Source organism: Maribacter vaceletii (assembly GCF_003634105.1).
GTDB lineage: Bacteria > Bacteroidota > Bacteroidia > Flavobacteriales > Flavobacteriaceae > Maribacter_B > Maribacter_B vaceletii.
This window is the reverse complement of the sequence record NZ_RBIQ01000007.1, coordinates 757,636-780,177: the sequence shown is the minus strand read 5'-3', so window position 1 is coordinate 780,177 and position 22,542 is coordinate 757,636. Positions and strand designations below refer to the sequence as shown.

General features: G+C 31.9%; 8 protein-coding genes. 3 read left to right on the top strand and 5 right to left on the bottom strand.

The window, feature by feature from the left end:
* Positions 1-5: 5 nt before the first annotated feature.
* A complete protein-coding gene (locus tag CLV91_RS03140) occupies positions 6-3,095 on the bottom strand; it encodes a SusC/RagA family TonB-linked outer membrane protein (RefSeq protein WP_245987132.1) in 3,090 nt (1,029 codons plus the stop codon).
* A gap of 763 nt (positions 3,096-3,858) precedes the next feature.
* On the opposite strand from CLV91_RS03140, the gene CLV91_RS03135 reads away from it, so the two are divergent.
* Entirely contained in the window at positions 3,859-8,091 is a 4,233-nt protein-coding gene (locus tag CLV91_RS03135) for a hybrid sensor histidine kinase/response regulator transcription factor (protein WP_121063878.1), read from the top strand.
* A 54-nt stretch (positions 8,092-8,145) separates the two neighbouring features.
* Here the strand turns inward: CLV91_RS03135 and CLV91_RS03130 are convergent, their stop codons facing one another.
* From CLV91_RS03130 to CLV91_RS03115, 4 genes are all read right to left on the bottom strand, one after another.
* On the bottom strand, positions 8,146-11,463 hold the full coding sequence (locus CLV91_RS03130; RefSeq protein ID WP_121063876.1) for a VCBS repeat-containing protein: 3,318 nt from the start codon (positions 11,461-11,463) through the stop codon (positions 8,146-8,148).
* Positions 11,464-11,562: 99 nt separating this feature from the next.
* Positions 11,563-13,050, bottom strand: a complete 1,488-nt coding sequence (locus CLV91_RS03125; RefSeq protein WP_121063874.1) for a PKD domain-containing protein — start codon at positions 13,048-13,050, stop codon at positions 11,563-11,565.
* A gap of 19 nt (positions 13,051-13,069) precedes the next feature.
* Positions 13,070-14,599, bottom strand: coding sequence for a RagB/SusD family nutrient uptake outer membrane protein (locus CLV91_RS03120; protein WP_121063872.1), 1,530 nt, complete (start codon positions 14,597-14,599; stop codon positions 13,070-13,072).
* A 23-nt stretch (positions 14,600-14,622) separates the two neighbouring features.
* Positions 14,623-17,922 (bottom strand): SusC/RagA family TonB-linked outer membrane protein, encoded by a 3,300-nt coding sequence (locus CLV91_RS03115; protein ID WP_245987131.1) that lies wholly within the window; start codon positions 17,920-17,922, stop codon positions 14,623-14,625.
* Between the two features lie 374 nt (positions 17,923-18,296).
* Here CLV91_RS03115 and CLV91_RS03110 point away from each other — a divergent pair, with 374 nt between their 5' ends.
* Both CLV91_RS03110 and CLV91_RS03105 read left to right on the top strand, forming a co-directional pair.
* Positions 18,297-19,310 (top strand): GntR family transcriptional regulator, encoded by a 1,014-nt coding sequence (locus CLV91_RS03110; RefSeq protein ID WP_211333186.1) that lies wholly within the window; start codon positions 18,297-18,299, stop codon positions 19,308-19,310.
* A gap of 220 nt (positions 19,311-19,530) precedes the next feature.
* Positions 19,531-22,542, top strand: a complete 3,012-nt coding sequence (locus tag CLV91_RS03105; protein ID WP_121063869.1) for a SusC/RagA family TonB-linked outer membrane protein — start codon at positions 19,531-19,533, stop codon at positions 22,540-22,542.

The window sequence follows — 22,542 nt, the reverse complement described above, 5'->3', positions numbered from 1 at the left end:
TTTTTTTAGAAACTTAATTGAACTCCCATCAAAAATTGACGAGCGATTGGATAATTTCCATTATCTACTCCTCTATTAAATAGGCTATCACCACCTACCTCAGGATCATAACCCGTATAATTGGTAAACGTAAAAGGATTTACAGAAGATAAGTATAATCTAATTTTATCTAATCCATAATCTTGTGTGTTTGGAACAGTAAACCCTAAAGACATGGCTCTAATACGCAAATACGTACCATCTTCTAAAAACCAATCTGAAAATGGTTGCACGTTAAAGTGTTGGTTACCTCTATAGGTAGGAATATCAGAATTTGCATTCTGAGGGGTCCATTGAAATACTTGATCTTGATGACGCCCGCCCTGATAAGCTAGCACCTTATTACCATTATATATTTCTGTACCGTATGCCATATAACCTTGTACGGCGAAATCCCAACTTTTATAGCTAAAATCAAGATTTAAACCAGCTTCCCATTGTGGAATACCAGAGCCAGAGAATCTACGATCTTGATCATCAATTTTATTATCACCATTAAGATCTTTAAACCTTATATCTCCCAATTCAGGAGAACCAATAGAAGATGTATTTAATTGTTGATACTCAGCTAGTTGTTCTGGTGTTTTTATTACGCCATCATGTTGGTATAAATAGAAAGACCCAGCTGGATCATTTAATTTTAAAATAGTTGTTGCAAGATTACTAGTACTACCATCAAAATTCCTAATTCTACCTCCATTAGGACCAAGTTCTTTACCATTTAAATTGGTAATCTTGTTATCATTAAGAGTCCAAGTTCCAGAAATTCCAAATTTAAAATCTTCGCCTATTGTACCTTTATAGTTAACAGCAACTTCCACACCCTTATTCACCATATTACCGGCATTGACAGGTATAGACCCATATTCATTTGCATGACCTGGTTGCCACAAACCAGCAGAAGGACCAGTTAGTTGATTAAGTAGCATATCTTCCTTGTCATTTTTATAAATATCTGCTGTAATGTTTAACTTATTTTTATATAAGCCCAACTCAAAGCCAATATTTGAAGAAACTTGAGTTTCCCATTGTACATCAGGATTTGCAAATCTACGTTGCACTAAACCGTTCTGTAAATTTTCATCAACACCAAAAGGATAATTTACCCCAGATTCAATTACGGGTATAAATGCATAATCTGGAATACCGTTAAATCCTACTTGTGCCCAACTACCACGAATTTTTAAATTGCTAATAGCATCTACATTAAACCATTCTTCATCGCTTACATTCCATCCTGCAGAAAAACCATAAAAGTTTTCGTATCTATTCTTTGCAGGAAATTTAGATGAACCATCACGTCTAATACTGGCACTGAAAAGATACTTGCCATCATAATTATATTGTATTCTACCTAATTTACCTGCCAAAGTATTCGCCTCTCTATTTTCACTTGGAGTCTGTGGGCTGGATCCGGCATTTAACACCTGTACATCATTGGATGCATCCCTAGAAAAAACCGTACCTGTATTTAAGGTTCTATATTGATACTTTTCGTAAGAAGCTACTGCTAATAAATCTAAATTATGCTTTCCAAAAGATTTTTTATAATTTAAAATATGTTCAATAGTCTCTCTCTTAGAAAACCATTGATTGTATTGCAAACTAGCCTGTGGTGTGGAACCAGATATAACCTCATCTCCGTTGCGGTCTAAAGCTATATACTGCGGTTGAAAGAATTTTCTAAAATACTGACCCTCATTACGGCCAATATTTAATTTGTAACTCAATCCATCTAAAATTTCGTACTCCGCATTTAAAGAAATACTACTGCTTTTATTTTCTCTATCATCAGTATTATCTAACTGACGTGCTAAAAAGCCATAAAATATAGCGTTATCCACATTATCTAATTGAACTGTATTTTGGCCATCAGTCTCAAATGCACTAAAAGGAGCTGTGTGGGGAGGATTACCTATAGCAAATCCAAAGATATTCCATGGTTCTTGCTTACGGTTTTCTGTTGTTAAACTAGCAGATGCAAAAGCTTTAAATTTTCCTTTAGTAAACTGCCCAGTAATACGGTTTGTTAAACGATCAAAATCTGAATTGATGATAGTACCTTCTTGCTTGTAATAGGTAGTATTATAATTATAGGTTAGGTTTTCAGAACCTCCAGATAAGTTTACATTAAAATTTTGTACAACAGCATTGTCATTTTGTACTTCATCCACAAAGTTTGTGTCAAAATCTAAGGCGTTAGAATTTATTCTAAATGTTTGTGGCTCAACACCATTTACTTCATCAGAAGTCTCTCTAACGTAGAGATAATCGGCTGTGCTTGATAATGGAGTTCCCGAAGTAATGTTTTGGATACCTGTAAACATATTTACATCTACCTTCATTTTACCTTTTTTACCACGTTTTGTTGTAATCAAAATTACACCCCCTGCACCACGCACTCCATAAATAGAAGCTGATGCACCATCTTTAAGAATATCGATAGATTCAATTTGTTCAGGAGCGAGGTTCGGGTTTCCTTCTTGAGGTATGTTATCCACAACATACAGCGGCTCTCCTCCATTTAAGGAAACTAATCCACGAATTTGTACGTTAGCAGCCTCACCTGGACGCCCACTGGCTGCTTGGACGTTTACCCCAGCAACTTTACCTTGTATAGCAGCTCCTATATCCGATACGGCAACTTTTACTAGTTCCTCAGATGCTACTTTGGCGACAGCCCCGGTAACCTCTTTCTTCTTCTGTGTACCATAACCTACAACAACAACCTCCTCTAGCTGTTGAGAGTCTTCTCTCATGTAGAGACTTATTGTGTTGTTGTTTACAGAAACAGTACGTTTTTCATCTTTGAAGCCTAGATAGGAGAATACCAGGGTTTCTCCAATAGTTGCATTGATGGAATATTTACCATCAAAATCTGTTACGGCACCCTTTTTGGTACCTTGAACAATAATAGATACTCCGGGTAAAGGAGTCTTTTGTTCATCTGTAATAATACCAGAAATTGTTTCTTGCGCATGTACCCAACTTATTCCTTGAGTAAGGAATAGTAGCAGAGCGCATACTTTAATAAATTTTAGTTTTTGTCCTTTCATAATGACGAGTTAGGAAGTTAGTTTTTTTAATACCGCATTGTTAAATTGATATTAAAAATGTTAATTATTAAGTTATTTATAATTATATGTCGATAAAATTATATAATTATCATTTTTAGAATGTAAAATGTACCCTGAATAAAAAATAGACATGTATTTTAGGAATGCCTTTGTTTGATTTTTTTGTCAAAAAAATATTTTTCTTTAAGAGGTTGAAAAAAAACTTTTTTACCTGCCTTTTTTATTCAATTGTAGAGTTTTTATAGTAATAAGAAACTGTCTTAATTATGGGTTTTATATTATTTTAAAGTACTTTATGTAGAAAAGGATTATGAGAAGAAATGACTAAGTCTATTTTTAAATAATATGTGTTCAGTTTTTGATCAGAATTTTATTTTACAAGAATATTTGTGTTTAATAGGATAGTTTATTCAATTTAAATCAATATTTTTTTTGTGCTTAAGCATGTCAAATCTTTATTCTAGACAACGACTTTGCATGTTTAAGCTCATATAATTGAAGTTTTTTAGTTTTTTTTCTATTTATAAAACATTAAATCAATATGGTTAGAGTGAATTCGAATTTGATATTTTAACTATAAAGGATGGTTGGATTAAAGTTAATTTTAATAAAGTGTAGGAAGAAGTTTTTCGATAATGCTACTTTTTCTTTTAAATATGATTCTATTTATCTTGATTATGAATATATGTCATACTTCTTCAGTATATATTTTGGTATATTTAGTTAAATATCTTTTTTATTTATGAAGAATGTTTTTTATGATAATAAGTCAATTAGACTAGTCTGCATACTGGTTTTAATTTTTTTATATAGTAATACATGTTTAGCTCAAGAAGCAATTAAATTTGAGCACATTACAACTCAAAATGGGCTTTCTCAAAACGATGTAAATGCCATATACCAAGACAGTAAAGGATTTTTATGGTTTGCCACCCATGATGGTCTTAATAAATATGATGGTTACGGGTTTACACTATACTTGCCAAATGCCAAGGATTCTCTTAGTATAAGTAGTAATCTTGTTTATAACATTGTTGGAGAAAAGAAAGGAAATCTATGGGTTGGAACTACCGGTAGCGGTCTTAACTATTTTGATCAAGAAACAGAAACATTTACCCAATACAAGCATAATGATGATGATAGTTTTAGCCTGATTAATGATTATGTAACTACCATGTTATTAGATAGTAAAAATAGATTATGGGTAGGTACTTCGGAAGGATTAAATATGGTGGACTTAGAGAAATCTAACAGTATTCTGAAATTTAATCATTTTTATCCTGAACAGAGTGTAAATAAGAGATTTCCCAAGTCTACTACTATTAGTTCTATTTATGAAGATAGGAATGGAAAAATTTGGATAGGAACCTTAAACGGTTTATTCGTAATGTCTCGCAATAAAGATGGAGATTATTATATGAATCAATTAGAATGGAGTTTTGGTTTGCCTAGAACAGTTATTGGCGGTCTAGGAGAAGATAAATTTGGAAGACTTATTATAGGCAGTGGTGATGGGATATATATTAGTAAAGATGCTACTAAATCTAAAGTTGAATTAGTATATAGAGTATTTTGTAATGATGTATTGATAGATAACACAAATGGTATATGGGTAGGTACTAATGATGGGTTACTATCTTTTGAAAATCATGATAAAGATGCATTGCCAAAATTAAATGGACATTATACCTATGATTCTAGAAATACCTATAGCTTAAGTAAGAATGTTGTAAAGTCTTTATTTATGGATAAAACCGGCATTATCTGGGTAGGGACTAACGGTGGTGGTGTTAATAAGTATGATGCGGAGCGGAAACAATTTCAACATTTTAAGAAAAATTTAAATCCTAATAGCTTAAGTTATGATAAAATTAGGTCTATTTATGAAGATAGTAATGGTTCTTTATGGATAGGAACAGAGGGTGGAGGTTTAAATATGCTTCTAAAAAAAGATGATAATGGGCAGTATGATAAATTTCAAATTTTTCCGAATATAAAAAAACCTTTTGCAATAAATGAGACTATAAAAGATGGTAAAAAAACTCTTTTTGTAGGAGTAGAAGGATACCCTGGTCTTCTTCAATTTGATATTACGAATCCAAAAAATGTTAAGCAAAAAGACATAAATGAAGTTATAAATATAGATAGAAGTGTTTTTTCTCTTCTAACAGATAAAAAACAAAATATTTGGATAGGCACTTATGGAGAAGGAGTTTTTAGATGGACAATAAATGAAGAAACAAATGCATATATAAATGAAAATTTTAAAAATATAAAATATAAGACTAATACTATTTCTGATGATATAATTCGTAGTATTTATGAAGATAGTAAAGGTAATATTTGGCTTGGCACCGCTAGCGGATTAAATAAGTTAACTCCTGAGGAAAAATATAAAAAAGAGCCAAAATTTATAGTATATAAGAATGAATCTAGTGAGATAAATTCCATTAGTCATAATTATATTTTAGCATTACATGAAAGTAAAGCAGGGGATTTTTGGGTAGGTACTTTTGGAGGAGGACTTAATAAGTTAGTTCCAGGAAAGGATGGAGAAAAGGAGAAATTCGTATCCTACACGCAAGCAGACGGATTGCCAAATAATGTTATAAAAGGAATATTAGAAGATGATGAAGGTAATTTATGGTTATCTACAAATAAAGGATTGTCTAGGTTTAACCCCTTAGATAAAACATTTAAGAATTATGATGTAAATGATGGATTACAAAATAATGAGTTTCAAGAATTAGCGGCTTTACGCCGAAAGGATGGCGAAATGCTTTTTGGTGGTGTAAATGGATTTAATGCTTTTTACCCTGAAAATATAAAAGAAAACAGGATAGCTGCGGAGACTGTAATTACGGATTTTTTCATTTCTAATGAACAAGTTGAAATAGGGGAAAAGATTAATGGGCGAGTAATTTTAGATAAAAATATAGACCAGTTAAAAGAAATTGAGTTAAAATATAGTGAGAATAGTTTTTCATTTGAGTTTTCTGCCTTGCATTTTGCTGCTCCAGAGAAAAATAGTTTTGCTTATATGCTAGAAAATTTTGATTCGGATTGGATTAAAACTACGTCAGATAAACGTTTTGCGACTTATACTAATTTAGAACCGGGAGATTATACTTTAAAAGTAAAAGCATTTAACAACGATGGTTATTCTGATGTAACGCCTTCGGAAATAAAAATTAAAGTAATACCACCTTGGTGGAGAAATACAATAGCTTATGTAGTTTATGGTCTTTTAATAATGGGGCTTTTGTGGCTATTTTGGAGATATACTTTTATTAGGACAACAAAAAAATTACAATTAGAATACGAATTTCTGGAAAGAGAAAAGTCTGAGGAATTAAACAGAATTAAACTCGATTTTTTTACAAATGTCTCTCATGAATTTAGAACGCCTTTATCTTTAATAAAAGGCCCTTTAGAATATTTGCAAAAAAACTATGAAGAGCTAGAATCTGATAAAGTGCAGAAGCAGTTTAAGGTTATAAAAAAGAATAGCGATTATTTACACAGACTTGTAAACCAACTCTTAGATTTTAGGAAAATTAATCAAGGAAAAATGAGGTTGGTTGTTCGTCCTACGAACACAGTAGCTTTTATAAAAGAAATAGCAGAGCCTTTTCAATTCCAGGCATCTAGAAGATTAATTAATTTTAAAATAAAGGTTCTTAAAGACCCGATTAAATCTTGGTTAGATCATGATGCTTTAGAGAAAATAATGAATAATCTTCTTTCCAATGCTTTTAAATTTACGAATAAAAATGGTACTATAGAGATTGAAGTTTCTCAAGACAAAAAAAATAACATAGAGTATATAGTAGTTAAAATTAAAGATAACGGCATAGGAATAGCAAAGGAAAAATTACAAAGTATATTTGAAAAATTCCACTCCGAAAAAGGGAAAGGAAAAATGAATTCAGAAGGCATAGGTATAGGTCTAGCGTTCACCAAAAATTTAATAGAACTACACAAGGGATCTATTGAAGTTATTACAGAACCGGATAAAGGTTCTGAATTTGCTTTTATGCTTCCTAAAAATAAAGAAGCATATCTTAATAGTGAAGAAATTACGTGTAAAGAAGAAACCGATAATGATTTTTTAATTAGATCATCGGAAGCCGAATCTTTTGCAAAAGATTTAAACGATGAAATTGATGATGATATTTTATCTCAAAAAAGCACAGAAAAACCAACATTATTAGTCGTAGATGACAATGCGCAGATAAGAGATTTTATTAGAGACGTTTTAGAGGATAGTTATACTATTTATGAGGCCGAAAACGGGGAGAGAGGGTTAGAAGTGTCTCATGAAGTAATGCCTAATATTGTTATAAGTGATGTTCTTATGCCTATAATGGATGGTTTGGAGTTTTGTAAGCGGATGAAAAATGGACGCGAAACAAGCCATATTCCTATTATAATATTAACCGCAAAATCATCGCAAGAAAATGAGCTGAAAGGATTACAAATAGGAGCGGATGATTATTTAAAGAAGCCTTTTGATGTTGAACTCTTATTACTTAAAATTAATAATATAATAAAACGTAGAGAGAAGCTTAGAGAGCGCTTTAATAAAGAAATTATTTTACAACCAAAAGAAGTTGCAGTCACCTCTTTAGATGAAAAATTTTTACAACAAGCTATGGACATTATAGAAAAACATATGATGAATACAGAGTTTAATGTAGAAATGTTAGTAAAAGAAATGGGGCATAGCCGCACCAATCTTTATATGAAGTTTAAAGAACTTACAGGCTTGTCTTCAGGAGAGTTTATTCGTAATGTACGTCTTAAAAGAGCTGTGCAGTTATTAGAAAATAGTGATTTGCCTGTTAAAGATATTATGTACAAAACTGGTTTTAATACATCCTCATATTTTTCTAAATGTTTTAGAAAACAATTTGGAGTTACCCCGAGCCAATATGTTAGAAAAAAACCTACTAATACATCAATAGAAGAATAACTTAACTTGCTTTAAGGTAATAAAACAAGACCCAAATATTTTTTTGTTAGCAGATTAATTAACTACATGCAGTTTTAAAGTACTATTGTTTATGGCAGTGAGTACTCCTTTTTTGTTATTGCCAATATCTATTTTCTGAATATCCTTTACATTAACCGGCAAGCAATAACCACTATCTAGATAATTAACAGGGTTAAAAACACCATTTTTGCTACCAAGTAATAATAAGCCTATGGAGGCATCTGCCCGTGTGGTTTCTATTTCTGCTTCAAATTTATTGCCAGCAACTAGTATGTCTGGAATGCTATCTTTATTAAAGTCATCTACAATAATGCCATTTATTACAGAAAATTGAGCCTCTGTAGGGAGTTTTTTAAGGGTTAGTTTTCCATTATTGTTTTCTAAAATAACGCTAGCAAATTCTTTTACTTGGTATGCATTTCCTGATTTTAAATTATCACCTACTATTTCTTTTATATCGGCTTTTGCGAATTCGGAATAACTTTTAAATTTTTTTCCAATTGTTGGCATTTGTTCCGATGTGCATTGCAGCCCTCTAATAGGAACCTCTCTGTCTTTGTATTTTTTAGCAAGAAAAATGTCTTTGGTTCCGTTGTGATCAAAATCATTAGCGTAAACTAAAAAAGGATTTTCTTGACTAGCTTTAAACTTATAATTTAAACCTAAGTTACCCACTATAAAATCCATATCGCCATCGTTATCATAATCGTTGGCAACAATTTTATTCCACCAACCATTTGTACTTTCTAAATGGTAAGATTTAGTGCTATTAATAAAAGCGCCATTACTTATTTTGAATATAGAAATAGGCATCCATTCTCCAACTACGATAAGCTCATTACTGTTGTCGCCATCAATATCACTCCAAACGGCTGAGGTTACCATGCCAATAGTACTAAGCTCTGGAGCAATAGTAGTAGTTACATCTATAAATTTTCCGTTTTCATTTTTTAGAATATAGCTTTTAGGAGCAGAAGGGTAATTTTTAGGAACTAACCTACCACCAATAAATAAATCTAAATCACCATCTGCATCATAGTCTAGAGGTACGGCAATAGAGCCACTTTCGTAAATATTTGGAAGCGTATTGGTTTTTGTATAATTACCTTTCCCATCATTTAAGTACAGTCTATCTTTTAAAAGGGGAGAATTAGGGGTAAATTCATAACCACCACTAACAACATATAAGTCTTTATCATTATCCCCATCTGCATCAAAGAAAACAGCTCCTACATCTTCTTTTTCTTTATCTAGAGTAAAGGGGTCTTGGTTTAGTTTTTTGAATGTTCCTTTTTTATTTTGTGTATATAATGCTCCAGTTTGCCCAGAGGCTCCACCAACGTAAAAATCTTCCAGACCGTCATTATTAATATCGGCTACAGTTATACAAGGGCCGTTATTAGATAGTTTATGAGGAAGTAATATTTGGTCTTTAAAATCATTATACTCATTTTCTTTGTGTACAAAAGTAGGAGTAATTAGTTTTTTTGTTTTTTCTGTAAATAGGGTAGTGGCAGTTTTTTGTGTTACTATAGAATTTGTAGCTTCCTTATAATTAATATGGAGTAGCTGATTAGATTTTACATTCTTAATTTTATCTGTTTTTCCATCATTCCATACTATTTTAATACTATCTATTACTTTATTTTTTCCAAGTCCAAAGTGAATTAATGGTTCAACAGAGGACAAATAGCCTCTTACGGTTTTAAACTCATGAAATTGTTTTTTGGAGTTGTAGTTTATGGTAACTTTAGCACCTAAGCCAGTAGTGTTTTGTGTTGGTCCATTTAGTTTAATTTTCAGAAAATTATTGTCATTTTTTTCAGCATTGTTTTTATATATAAATGCGGGCTGATTAATGTTATTTACTACAATATCTAAGTCGCCATCATTATCTAAATCTGCTACAGCAGCACCATTAGAAAAACTATTTTGATGTACGCCCCATTCGTTTGTTTTTTTGGAAAAAGTTAAATCTCCATTATTCTTATATATATAATTAGGGATTTTATTTTCTTTAAATAAGCTAATTATATGCTGGGCATTTTGTTCGTTGGTATTTTGTCTGGAGACTGGGCTTCTCATAAACGCATTAAATGCAGCATTGGCATCTTTGTCCCATACATCTCTTTTAAATCCGTTGGTTATATATAAATCTCTATAGCCATCATTATCAAAATCACTACCTAAGCAAGACCAGCTCCAATCTGTTTTAGCTATTCCTGATAACTGGGAAATATCACTAAAAATACCGTTCCCTCTATTGAGGTGTAAATGGTTATGCATGAATTGGTAGTGAAAGCCATTTGTTGTCATGTCATTAAATAGCTTTGTATTCATGGAAGCCATAGTAGTTTTAGATCTTTCATAATCTTCAGGGGACATTTCTAATTGTATTATATCTTCAAAACCGTCATTATTAAAATCAACAACATCTACACCCATGGCATAAAACGGAATATGATTAAAACGAGAGGTTAACTCCTCTTTAAACTTTTTATTTCCTTGATTTAGATACAAATAATCTCTTTCTAAATAATCGTTAGAAACAAAAATATCTGTATTTCCATCGCTATTAATATCGGTAGTTGCTATACCTAAGCCATAACCAAAATTATTTTTAATACCAGCATTAAGACTTACTTCTATAAATTTTCCGTTTACATTTTCATATAATTTATCACGGAATAAATCTTCTTCCTTTTGTTTTCCTTGCAGTACCTGTTGGTACCCCATGAAAAATTTATTTGGCCGGTTGGTAATATATACATCTAAATCATTGTCTTTATCATAATCAAAAAAAGAAGCCATTATGGAATATCCTTTATCATTAAGTCCATATGATGCAGCCTCTTCTTTAAAAGTTAAATCTCCTTGATTAATAAAAAGTAAGTTTTCTCGATTGTTATCAGTATCATTATAACCACCGCGGCAAACATATATGTCTTGTAAGTTATCTCCATTAACATCGGCCATTACAACGCCATTATGCCAGCCTTTATGGGCACTTACTTTTGCTTGTGTAGATATATCCTCGAATTTAAAATCTCCTTTGTTTAAATACAGTTTGTTGGGAACTTCATTACCTACAAAATAAATATCAGAAAGGCCATCATTATTAATATCACCAATAGCAACGCCTGCACCATTATATACATAATTAAATATGGCAAAAAAGTTTTTAAAATTTTCTTCTATATGGTTATTAAATGTTATACCACTTATATCATTATTAACTAAATCAAATAAAACAGAATCTTGATTTTTTTTTTCTGAATCTTGCTTTATTGTAGCTTCATTACAGCATAAGAAAAGTAAAGAAAATATTAATATTAAATACTTGTATTTCATTATTTAGAATGGTATATACTTTAGATGTAAGATAAATAAAAAAACTGTCTGAAAATTACTTTTCAGACAGTTTATATCTATTTGAATATAAAATTTTTGCTATGGTCTTGCTTCATCAGATTCTATTACTATATCGTCAATATAGAAATCTGCATAGGCAGCCCAAGCTGATGCTATGTTAAAATTCCCAGCGTGTGTTGCTAGTGCTGTAAATTTAAGTTCTGATTCAATCCATCTGTCCACATTATTTGGGTCTCCTGCCTCAGGATTAAAGGCAAGTTGATTTGCCCCTCCTTGGTTATTAAAACGGAATAAAATATTAGGAGTACCTGCTGTCATATAACGTTTAAATTTTATAACATAATTTCTACCTGCTACTAAATTAACTTCAGCAGTAGCCGTTTGATTAATAACATTACCTAGTGTGGCACCTCCATTTCTATTTAAAGCTAAATTAATTACTTTGCCAGAAGGAGTTACACCCGTTGGTACACCACCTGTTGGAGGATCAACTATAAGAACTTCTGTAATCCCATCAATAGTAGCATTTTGAAGTAATTTAATCCAATCAGTATCTAATGCTTCTTCAAATTGTCCTTCAGAAAGCAAAAATTGTTCTACGAACGATTCTACAGGTAAGTCTGTAAAGGTCTCTGGAGCTCTTGAATCTATCGCTACAATACTACTTCCTGGTAATAAAGATACAGTAATATCATCGTCTTGATAAATTGGTTCTTGTAGCTTAATGTTAAGCATGCCCGTGTCCGTTTCATCAACAGATAAGCTTTCCACAGCAAAATCAACACCATTAACTTTAACTTCAATAAAAGATTCTTGATCTGTAATAGGTTCAAAATCACCATTAAAAGAAATGCTTATTGTTTCATCTTCTAATTCTGCAGCAAAATCTGGCACTAAAGGAGTAGGCTCTACAACTGTAATGTACCCTTCAACTGTTTTAGTTGCTTCACTTAATGGAGATTGTCTGTGTGCCGATAATGTTACTCTATAAGTACCTAAAGTATTATAAGTAACAACAGGATTTGGATCTGAAGATGTTGCAGGTACACCACCTTCAAATGTCCACTCTAAAGTATCCATATCTCTAGCATCTTCGAAAAGAGATTTCAAATTTTCTACCTGACTTTCAAAAGTAGTTCTTCCTCCCATAAAAACTTCTGTTTCTTCAGCAGTAAAATCAACAATTACCTTTTCATAAACTCCAACTAAAAACTCACCTTTCTTTACGGATCCATCATCATAAGTTACTTCTAGTTTTGTAAGATAACTTGGAAGAGCATTTTCAGCATTTAAGGATTGTCCAACAGGATAATTAACTTCAACTGTTTCTAAATCGGATGTTTCAATATCTCCATTTGAAAAGGTCCATAATCTACTTGCTACATTAAGAGACGAATCTATGTAAACTATGGATTCTCCTGCAGTAATTGTTCTTGTGTCAGCTGTTGCCTTAAATTCTACTTCTCTAATACCATCCCTTACACCTAAGTCATCTTCACAAGCTGTAAAAAAACTTGTTAGGCATAAGCATATTATCCCAACTATATAATAAATTTTATTTTTCATTTTAATAGGTTTTTAATTATTAGTATCCAGGATTTTGGACAAGGTTCTCATTTGTCTGAAGTTGTAATTCAGGAATTGGCCATCTAATTTCATAATCTTGAAATTCTGTAATTGGATCACCTGCATTTGGTCCTCCCTGAGTAATTCCAGAGATAGCTTCTTCATATTTACCAAAACGGAGTAAATCATTACGTCTCCATCCTTCTAAACATAGTTCCTTTCTTCTTTCGTCTAATAAAGCAATACTATTATCTTCTTGAGACCCAAGAACCATAGGAGCTACTGCAGTAGCTTCTAATCTTGCTCTACTTCTTAATCTATTTACGGTATTATCAAGGTCATTTTGAGTTAATTTATTTTGACCATTTAATGCCTCTGCATACATTAATAAAACATCTGCATATCTTAAATAAATATAATCAAAAGGAGTATCGTTTGGATAGGAGTTAGGTTTAGCTGCATGCCATTTCCAACCTCTCCATGTATTTTTTCCAACGGTCCATGATGCAGGGTCTGTCGCTCCTTCTTCTGGAGTAAAGTTATTTGCATTATGTCTTGCAACATTATTCAAAAAACGAGCATCATCATCTTCATAGGCATCTGCTAACCCATGATTAATAAAGCAAGTTCCCCATCCTCCGCCTTGATTAACACTACCATTAGGGCCGTAAAATGTACTTAATAATCCGCCTTCATTTAAAGTAGGACCATCAAAACCAACAGAAAAAATTATCTCTTTACTTTGTTCAAAATCTAGTTTAAAAACATCGCCATATGTAGGTAATAAATCGTAAGTTCCACTATCCATAACTTCTTTTAGAATGTTTTCTGCTAGAGCAAACTTATCGGTCTGGTTTAAAGGAAAACCAGTCATTTGAAGATATATTCTGCCTAATAATGCTTTAGCTGCACCTGCCGTAGCACGCCCACCACCTTGCTCTTCTGGTAATAAAGGTATTGCTGCTTTTAAATCTGCGATCATATATTCGTAGACCTCTTCTGTAGTGGCTTGTGAAACATTTAAATCATCTACAGATATAACTTCGTTTTTAATAAGAGGAACATTTTCCCATGCAGATACTAATGCAAAATTTATGGTAGTTCTTAAAAATTTAGCTTCTGCTATAAATTTATTCTTAACATCTGTATCAATTTGATCCTCTGTCATAGCCCCAATTCTATCTACAACACTATTAGTTCTATTCAAGGCTTCGTATAGATTCACCCATAATGTATTAATTGATGTTGTTGATGGTGTTACTTGTTGTAAATAAACCAATTTACGCTCTCCACCCCAATTTGGCACAACAACTTCATCAGTCCCAAGTGTTCCCCAATATATAGACATATCTGGTGACCCCCCAGGTGCAATTGTACGTTGTAATGATCCGTATGATCCTGTTAAATATATTTCTGCTCCTTGCTCACTAACCAAAAGTGTTGATGGTGATGCAAAAGTTGTAGGATTTTCTTTCAAGAAATCATCACTACATGATGTTACTGCTGTTGCCATTGTCAATACTGAAAATAGCTTTATGTATTTTTTCATCTTTTTTTTCATCTTTTTATTTTTTAAAAACCAACATTAAGTCCTATTCTAAATGTTCTAGCTCTCGGGTATGAATCGGTATCCAAACCTGGTGTTAATTGATTTGTTCCAACATTAACATCTGGATCATAACCAGTATATTTTGTCCAAACAAAAATATTATCTGCAGCGGCATATAGTCTAAATGATTTTATTCCAATGTTTTTAATAAGTTCTTGAGGTAATTTATATCCTAAAGTTATATTACTTAGTCTAAAAAATGACCCATCTTCGATATAAGAAGAATATGAATTACCGCTAATACCAGCATTAGCATAACCCAAAATGCTTGCTACATCTGTATTAGGGTTATCAGGAGTCCATCTATCTCTAATACTTCCATATTTATTAAAAAATGGGATGTTTTGACCATTACCTCTAACTCTGTTTTTATTATAAACATCATTGCCGTAAGACCAAGAAGTTAAAACAGATAAGTCAAAATTTTTGTATGTAAAGTTATTTGTAAATCCTCCAAAATGTTTAGGAACAGTACGCCCAATAATTGTTCTATCATCAGAATTAACAATGCCATCTCCACTATCTGGAATACCATCACCATCTGTGTCTACAGTAATTTGATCTTTAAACTTAGGCAATCCTGGTCTATACGTTGAGCTGTCTGGTTTACCAGAAGAAACAACAACACCATCTTTTAATTGGTACTCTAATTCATAGTATGGTGTATCTTGATCTGCTGCATCTGACGTAATTTTTTCATAAGATTCTTGAGCAGATAGCCCATCAAAATCAACAAAATCAGAATATTGGTATAAACCATCTTCTTGGATTCCAAATACAGTTCCTAATGGTTCTCCTACTCGAACCACATAATCACTTCCTATTTGGTTGTCTCCAATTGCTGTTCTAAAAAACTCATCAGCACCACCTAAATCTGTAATTTCATTTTCATTAAAACTAATATTAAAACTGCTTGACCAAGTAAATTTTTCAGAATCTATATTAGTAGTATTAATTGCAAATTCATATCCTTTATTAACAAGACTTCCTACGTTTGTAAAAACTACATCAAAGCCAGAAGTTGCTGGGATAGGTTGTTCTAACAATAAATCTGTAGTTTCTTTATTATAGTAATCTGCTTCAATTGATATTCTATTATTAAATAACCCTAAAGAAATTCCTGCATCTATTTGTGTTGTAGTTTCCCATGTTAATCCAGGAGCAATAATATTATCTACAGAAAGACCTATACCTAATTCATTTCCATTAAAAATGGTATTAGTGCCTGTAGTTCGTGGTAAGGATCTAAATGATGGTATTGCAGTATTTCCTGTTTCTCCATAACTAGTTTTTAACTTTAAATTACTTATTATTTTATTATTTTTTAAAAACTGTTCATTAGAAACTTTCCATGCTAAACCTGCAGAAGGGAAGAATCCCCATTTACTACCTTCTTCAAATTTTGAAGAACCATCATAACGTGCACTTAAATTTAAAACAAAACGATTATCAAAATCATATTGTATACGTCCTAGATAAGATTTTAAAGTACTTGGAGAAAATGTTGTAGTGTTTATTATAGTTTCTTTAGCAGACCCTAAATTATCCAAATTTACATTTGGAATGTCAAAACCAGTAGCTCCAGATCTAACAGTTTCAAATGAGGTTTGTTGTTGCTCATATACTGCAGTTGCACCTAATCTATGCTTTCCATATGTTTTATTAAAATTTAAGTTTTGTTCTGTAGTTATACCAGAACCTTGGGAAGTGTTAATAAAGGCTCTACCACCAACAATTTTTCCCCATCCAAATTTCTCTGTAAAATAGGCTTTTCCTTTAGTAGTATTAAAATTCCCTCTAATGGAAGACTTAAATGTTAAACCATCTGCAATTTGGTATTGTACATAAACATTACCAAAAGTATTAAACCTAACGCTTTCATTTTTATCATCTTGAAGCCTTCTGATAGGGTTAACTATATCCCCATCACGTAAACTAAGAATTAAACCATTCTCATCATACTCTGCATCTTCATATTGAGTAATTCCTTGTACAGGGCTAAAGAGTAATGTATTTGTTATAATACCATTTCTACCATTTGCATTAGAGGTAGCAGCAGATACTATTCCATTATTATTAACAATACCTAAATTAACATTTACTCCTGCTTTTATTTTGTCAGAAATATTTTGATCCAGTCTTAAACTTGCATTATATCTTTCAAAATTGGTATTAAGAACAATACCTTCTTGATCTAAATAGGAAAATGAAGCGGAATAAGAATTATTTTCACTACCTCCGGTTAAAGATAAACTATAGTTCTTGGTTACTGCGGTTCTTGTAGCTTCATCTTGCCAATCTGTTAAAATTACACGAGGATCATTTAGACTTAAATCATTACCAAATTGATCTCTATAAGCTGAATTTACTGGTTCATTACTTGTTGGGTCCCAAGGATTATATTCATTTCTCCAGTCAACAAATTCTTGTCCATTCAGTAAATCTATTTTTCTTGCTAGAGTAGACATAGATGTATACGTATCAAAGGTCAATGTTGATCTTCCTTTTTTACCACCTTTTGTTGTAATTATAATTACACCATTAGCTCCACGAGAACCATAAATTGCAGTAGCAGAAGCATCTTTTAAAACCTCTATAGATTTTATAGTACTTGGGTCTAAAGATGCTAAAGGACTAGTAGTACTATTTCCAAGACCTACCCCAGTACCCTGTGGAGAACCTTGTAATGCAAAACCATCTATTACATATAATGGGTCTGTACCAGCAGTTAAAGAAGTACCACCACGAACACGTACTTTAAAACCAGCTCCAGGGCCACCTTCAGAAGTAACAATTTGTACACCTGATGCTCTTGCTGCTAAACCAGCTTCAAAAGATACAGGTTTAATCTTGTTAAGTTCTTCTGCTTTAACAGAAACAATAGAACCTGTTAAATCCTTTCTTTTAGAAGTACCATAACCAATAACAACAACTTCGTCTAAAGCAGAAACATCTTCTGCTAGAGTAACATTTAATATTGCATTGTTACCTACTTTTAATTGTTTTGTTGCGTATCCAATGTAACTAAAGACTAGTACATCAGAAGAATTTGCTTCAATGGAATAATTTCCATCGAAATCTGCTACAGCACCATTTTGTGTGCCTTTTACCACAACACTTACACCCGGTAATGGTGTGCCATCAGCAGAGATTGTCCCCGAAATGGTCTTTGTTTGAGCGTGTGAAATACCAAAGCTTAAAAACCCTATTAGAGTCATAAGGCAAACCTTGGATTTCCAACTAAATACTAATTGAAATTTCATAATTTTTATTGAATTTAAGTTAGTTAAACAAACACTAAAGTTTTGTTAAACAAATATCAAAGCATTAAGATTATTTTAAGGTTTCAGATGTACCGAATCACAGAACAAATGTTCCGTTTTGTTTTTTTATTAAATTCAGAAATAATGAGGTAATTTGTTTTAATTAGCTTGTTTATAGCGTTTTAATAGGTTTTTATGTAATGGTGGTATTTGGTTAAATAGGATGTTCTAATGGTCTTTTTCTAAATTTTTTATCAAATAAAAATTAGTGTAAATACAGATTGTAATTTTAAATTTGGATAATCCCTTTTTTCTAAAAAGATTTTTAAAATCGTTTAATTTTCATATCATTACACAGTTATATTCTTTTCATTATGTCCCTAATTGCAAAAATTAAAAGCTTACAAGGAATTAATAGTTTGTCTAAACATGAACAATTAGTAAATGGTATTATAGAATCTATAGATTCTGGAATAATAGGTATTGGCGATAAATTGCCATCTATTAATGTAATGGTAAAAGAATTAGGGTATGCGCGTAAAACTATTGTAAAAGCATATGAAGAACTAAAAGAAAGAGGGTTAGTAGAGTCTAAAAAGCTTAAAGGGTATTTTATTATAAGTCAAGAAACAAAAGTTACTTTAAAAATTGCATTACTATTGTTTTCTTTACAGCGCTTTCAGGAAGAGTTTTATAATGCTTTTAGAAAAGAGTTAGGAAAAAGATACCAGATAGATGTGTTTTTTCACCACAATAACAGATCTGTTTTTGAGGGCGTACTAAATACAATTCGTGGAAAATATGGTATGTATGTTATTGCACCAATACCTAATACCACTTTAATTCCTCTTATTAAAACTATAGACCCAAAAAAATTATTAATAATAGATAGGTATATAAACTTAGGAAATGGATACTCTTATATTTCTCAAGAGTTTGAAGAGTCTACTTATAATAAGTTGGTAGATTTGCTCCCACAAATATCGGCCTATAAAAAATTTATTTTATTTTATAGAGATGATGCAGATTACCCAATAGGTATTTTAAATGCATTTAATAGGTTTTGTAAAGACTATACTATTTCTGGTAAAGTAGAAGCAAAATATAAGGCAAGTTCTATAAAAAAAGGAAACCTTTACTTTTTTATAAGTGATACTTTTTTATGGGAAGTTTTAAGGGATGCTAAAAATAATGAATACATGGTTGGGAAAGATGTTGGTGTACTTTCGCATAACGATCATGTTGTAAAAGAAATAGTTTTTGGCGGCATTACTACAATATCTACAGATTTTAAAGAAATGGCCAGAGAAGCAGCCAATCATATTAAATTGCAAAAAACCACAAAAATAATTATGCCTTCTAATTTAATAAAGAGAAATTCTTTGTAAAGTAAGCCTTATTATACCTGCAATTGCAATAAACGTTAAATTTACATTTTTAACACCAAAATTTTAACATATAATTAATTTTTATGTATAAATATTTTTATATGTGCAATTTTAATATATATTTGCAAAGTAGCATAGACTATCATAGTATAATATAAAAAATGTTTTTTGCTACAGAACTAAACTAACTTTTTAAATAATCTATTAACAATTAATTCTTATGAACAGAAAAACACGCAAACAAATTATGGGTTTGGCAATGATGTTTCTCAGTTACATCACAATTGCGCAGACTACACAGGTTTCGGGTACAGTATCAGACGTAGATGGTCCTTTGCCAGGTGTTAACATTGTAGTGCAAGGAACTACAAATGGTGTTACTACAGATTTTGATGGTAATTACACTATTGCTAACGTAGCCGAAGACGGTGTTCTTGTTTTTAGTTATATTGGGTATGCTACTCAAGAAATAGCTGTAAACGGACAAACGACCTTAAGTGTAACTTTACAGGCAGATGCACAGGCGTTAAATGAAGTAGTAATCGTAGGTTACGGTACTTCAAACAAAAGAGAACTAACGGGTTCTGTTTCTACAATTAAGAAAGATGCTATTGTAAATGTAGTAGCAAGTAACCCAACTACGGCATTACAAGGTAAGTTATCTGGTATACAAGTAGAAAGTTTTGGTGGGCAACCAGGTGGTAAAGCAAATGTTTTTATTAGAGGGGTAAACTCTTTAAGTAATGCTTCTCCTTTATTTGTTGTAGATGGCCTTTTTGTAGATAACATGGATTACGTTAATGCAAACGATATTCAAGATATTTCTATATTAAAGGATGCAGCTGCATCTGCTATTTATGGTGCTAGAGCAGCCAATGGTGTAGTTCTTATTAAAACAACTCATGGTCAAAAAAATAGAGCTACAGAGGTTACTTTAAATACTAGAATTGGTTTTGATACCCCTAGTAAGAAACTAGATTATATTAATGGTTCACAATATGCAGATTATCTAAACCAACGTTTCATAAATGATGGCGAAGCAAATTCTGTTACATGGAATGGTGTAGATACGGATTGGCAAAATGAATCTTTAAAATCTGGAATTGTAGAAGAGATTGGTGTTTCTGTATCTGGAGGAGGAGAAAATTCTTCATTCTATGCTTCTGGAAATTATTTTAACCAAGACGGTATTTTGGTTGGTTCAGGTTTTAAGAGAATTAACTTTAGATTAAACAGTAGGTTCGATTTTGGAAAATTTACTTTAACAGAATCTTTAGGTATTACAGAAGGAAAGCTTCAAGAAAATAACTGGTATGGTTGGGATGGAGCATCTGCACCAACTTTAGCTTTTAGAAATAGTGCTAATGATGGTGGTTTTGAAGGACCTTCTTCTGCAATACATGGTCCAGGTGGTGTTAATCAATTTGCTTTAGCAAGTTTAGAAGATAACCAAGTTACTACAAGGACTATTTTTGGAAGCGCAAAATTAGATTATGAAATTATAGAAGGTTTAAAAGCATCTGTAAATTTTGGTATTGATTATACAAGTAGAAATTCGTATCAATTTACACCAACATATTTTATGAGTACTGTAGATGCTGTATTAAATGTTAATACAGAGAATGATCTTACAGATCATAGGCAAGAAGATGTTAATGTTCAAGTAGAGCCAACGTTGTCTTACGAAAAAGAATTTAATGCGCACAAGGTAGCTGCTGTATTAGGATATACATACTTTAAGGAGACTCAGAAAAGTAATGGTGTTTTTGGCCAAGGAACTCCATCTAACGTAATAAGAAATGTAGGTGCATTACCATCTAGTGATCAATTGGTGTTATTAGGAGAAAACAACAATGCAGCATTACAGTCTTATTTTGGTAGACTTAATTATGGGTATGATGGTAAATATTTATTCTCTGCTACGCTTAGGAGAGATGCTTCTTCTCGTTTTGCAGAAGAAAATAGAGTGGGTTATTTTCCTTCTTTCTCTGCAGGTTGGAATATAAGTGATGAAAACTTTTGGAAATCTGAAACCGTAAATTATTTTAAACTTCGTGCTTCTTACGGGGAATTAGGTTCTTATCCAGATACTTTTTACCCTACACAAGCAGTTTTTGCAGCTAATGCATCAAATACTTCTTTTGGTGGAGGTTTAGCAAATGGTCTTGCACAAACTACTTTGGCAGATCCAAGCTTAGTTTGGGAAACAACAAAAACTTTTGATATCGGTGTAGATTTAGGATTCTTAGATAATAGAATGACTTTTTCTATGGATTATTATACTAAGGATATAGAAGATGTATTGGTAGCAATTAATGTTCCCTCTACTAGTGGTGTTAGTTTACCTGTAACAAGAAATGCAGGTACATTAATTAATAAAGGTTTAGAATGGGATTTAGCTTACCGTAAAACAGATGGAGACTTTACTTTTACTGCAGGTACTAATTTCTCTTTTAATTTAAAAAGTGAAGCAGGAGATATTCCTAACACAATTTTAGGTCCAGCAATTGATGAAGATTTACGTGTAGTAAATGCAACAAGAGCTAACCAACCAATAGGTGCATTTTATGGATACAGAGTAGAAAATAAAGTAGATCCAGCTACAGGAGATTTTGTTAGAATAGATACAGATGGTGTTGCAGGAATTACTGCAGATGATATTACAAATATTGGAGATCCAACACCAGATTTTACATATGGTATTAACTTTAATGGAGAGTATAAAAACTTTGATTTTGGTTTAAGCTTTAATGGGGTTCAAGGTAATGAAATTTACAACTTAAGTAGATACTATAGTGTTTTATGGCAAGATGGTGGTAAACTTTCAGAAGTTTTAAATTCATGGACACCTTCTAATACAGATACAAATATTCCTAGAGCATCTATTTCTGATGCAGCAGGGAACAAAGCACCTTCTTCATTTTTCGTAGAAGACGGTTCTTACTTTAGACTTAAGAATATAGACATAGGCTATAACTTTAAAGAAGGTACATTAGGTTTAGACTGGGTAAAAAGTCTACGTGTATCACTTAATATTCAGAATGTATTTGTACTTACAGATTATAGTGGTTACGATCCAGATGTTTCTTCAACAAATGGTGGTCGTGCTAACAGAAATACAGGCGTTCCTGGTTTAAGAGCTCAAGTTAACCCTCTTTTAGGTAGAGGTCTAGATGCTAGAGCATATCCAAATGCTAGAACATTCATGTTTGGAGTACAGGCTAAATTCTAA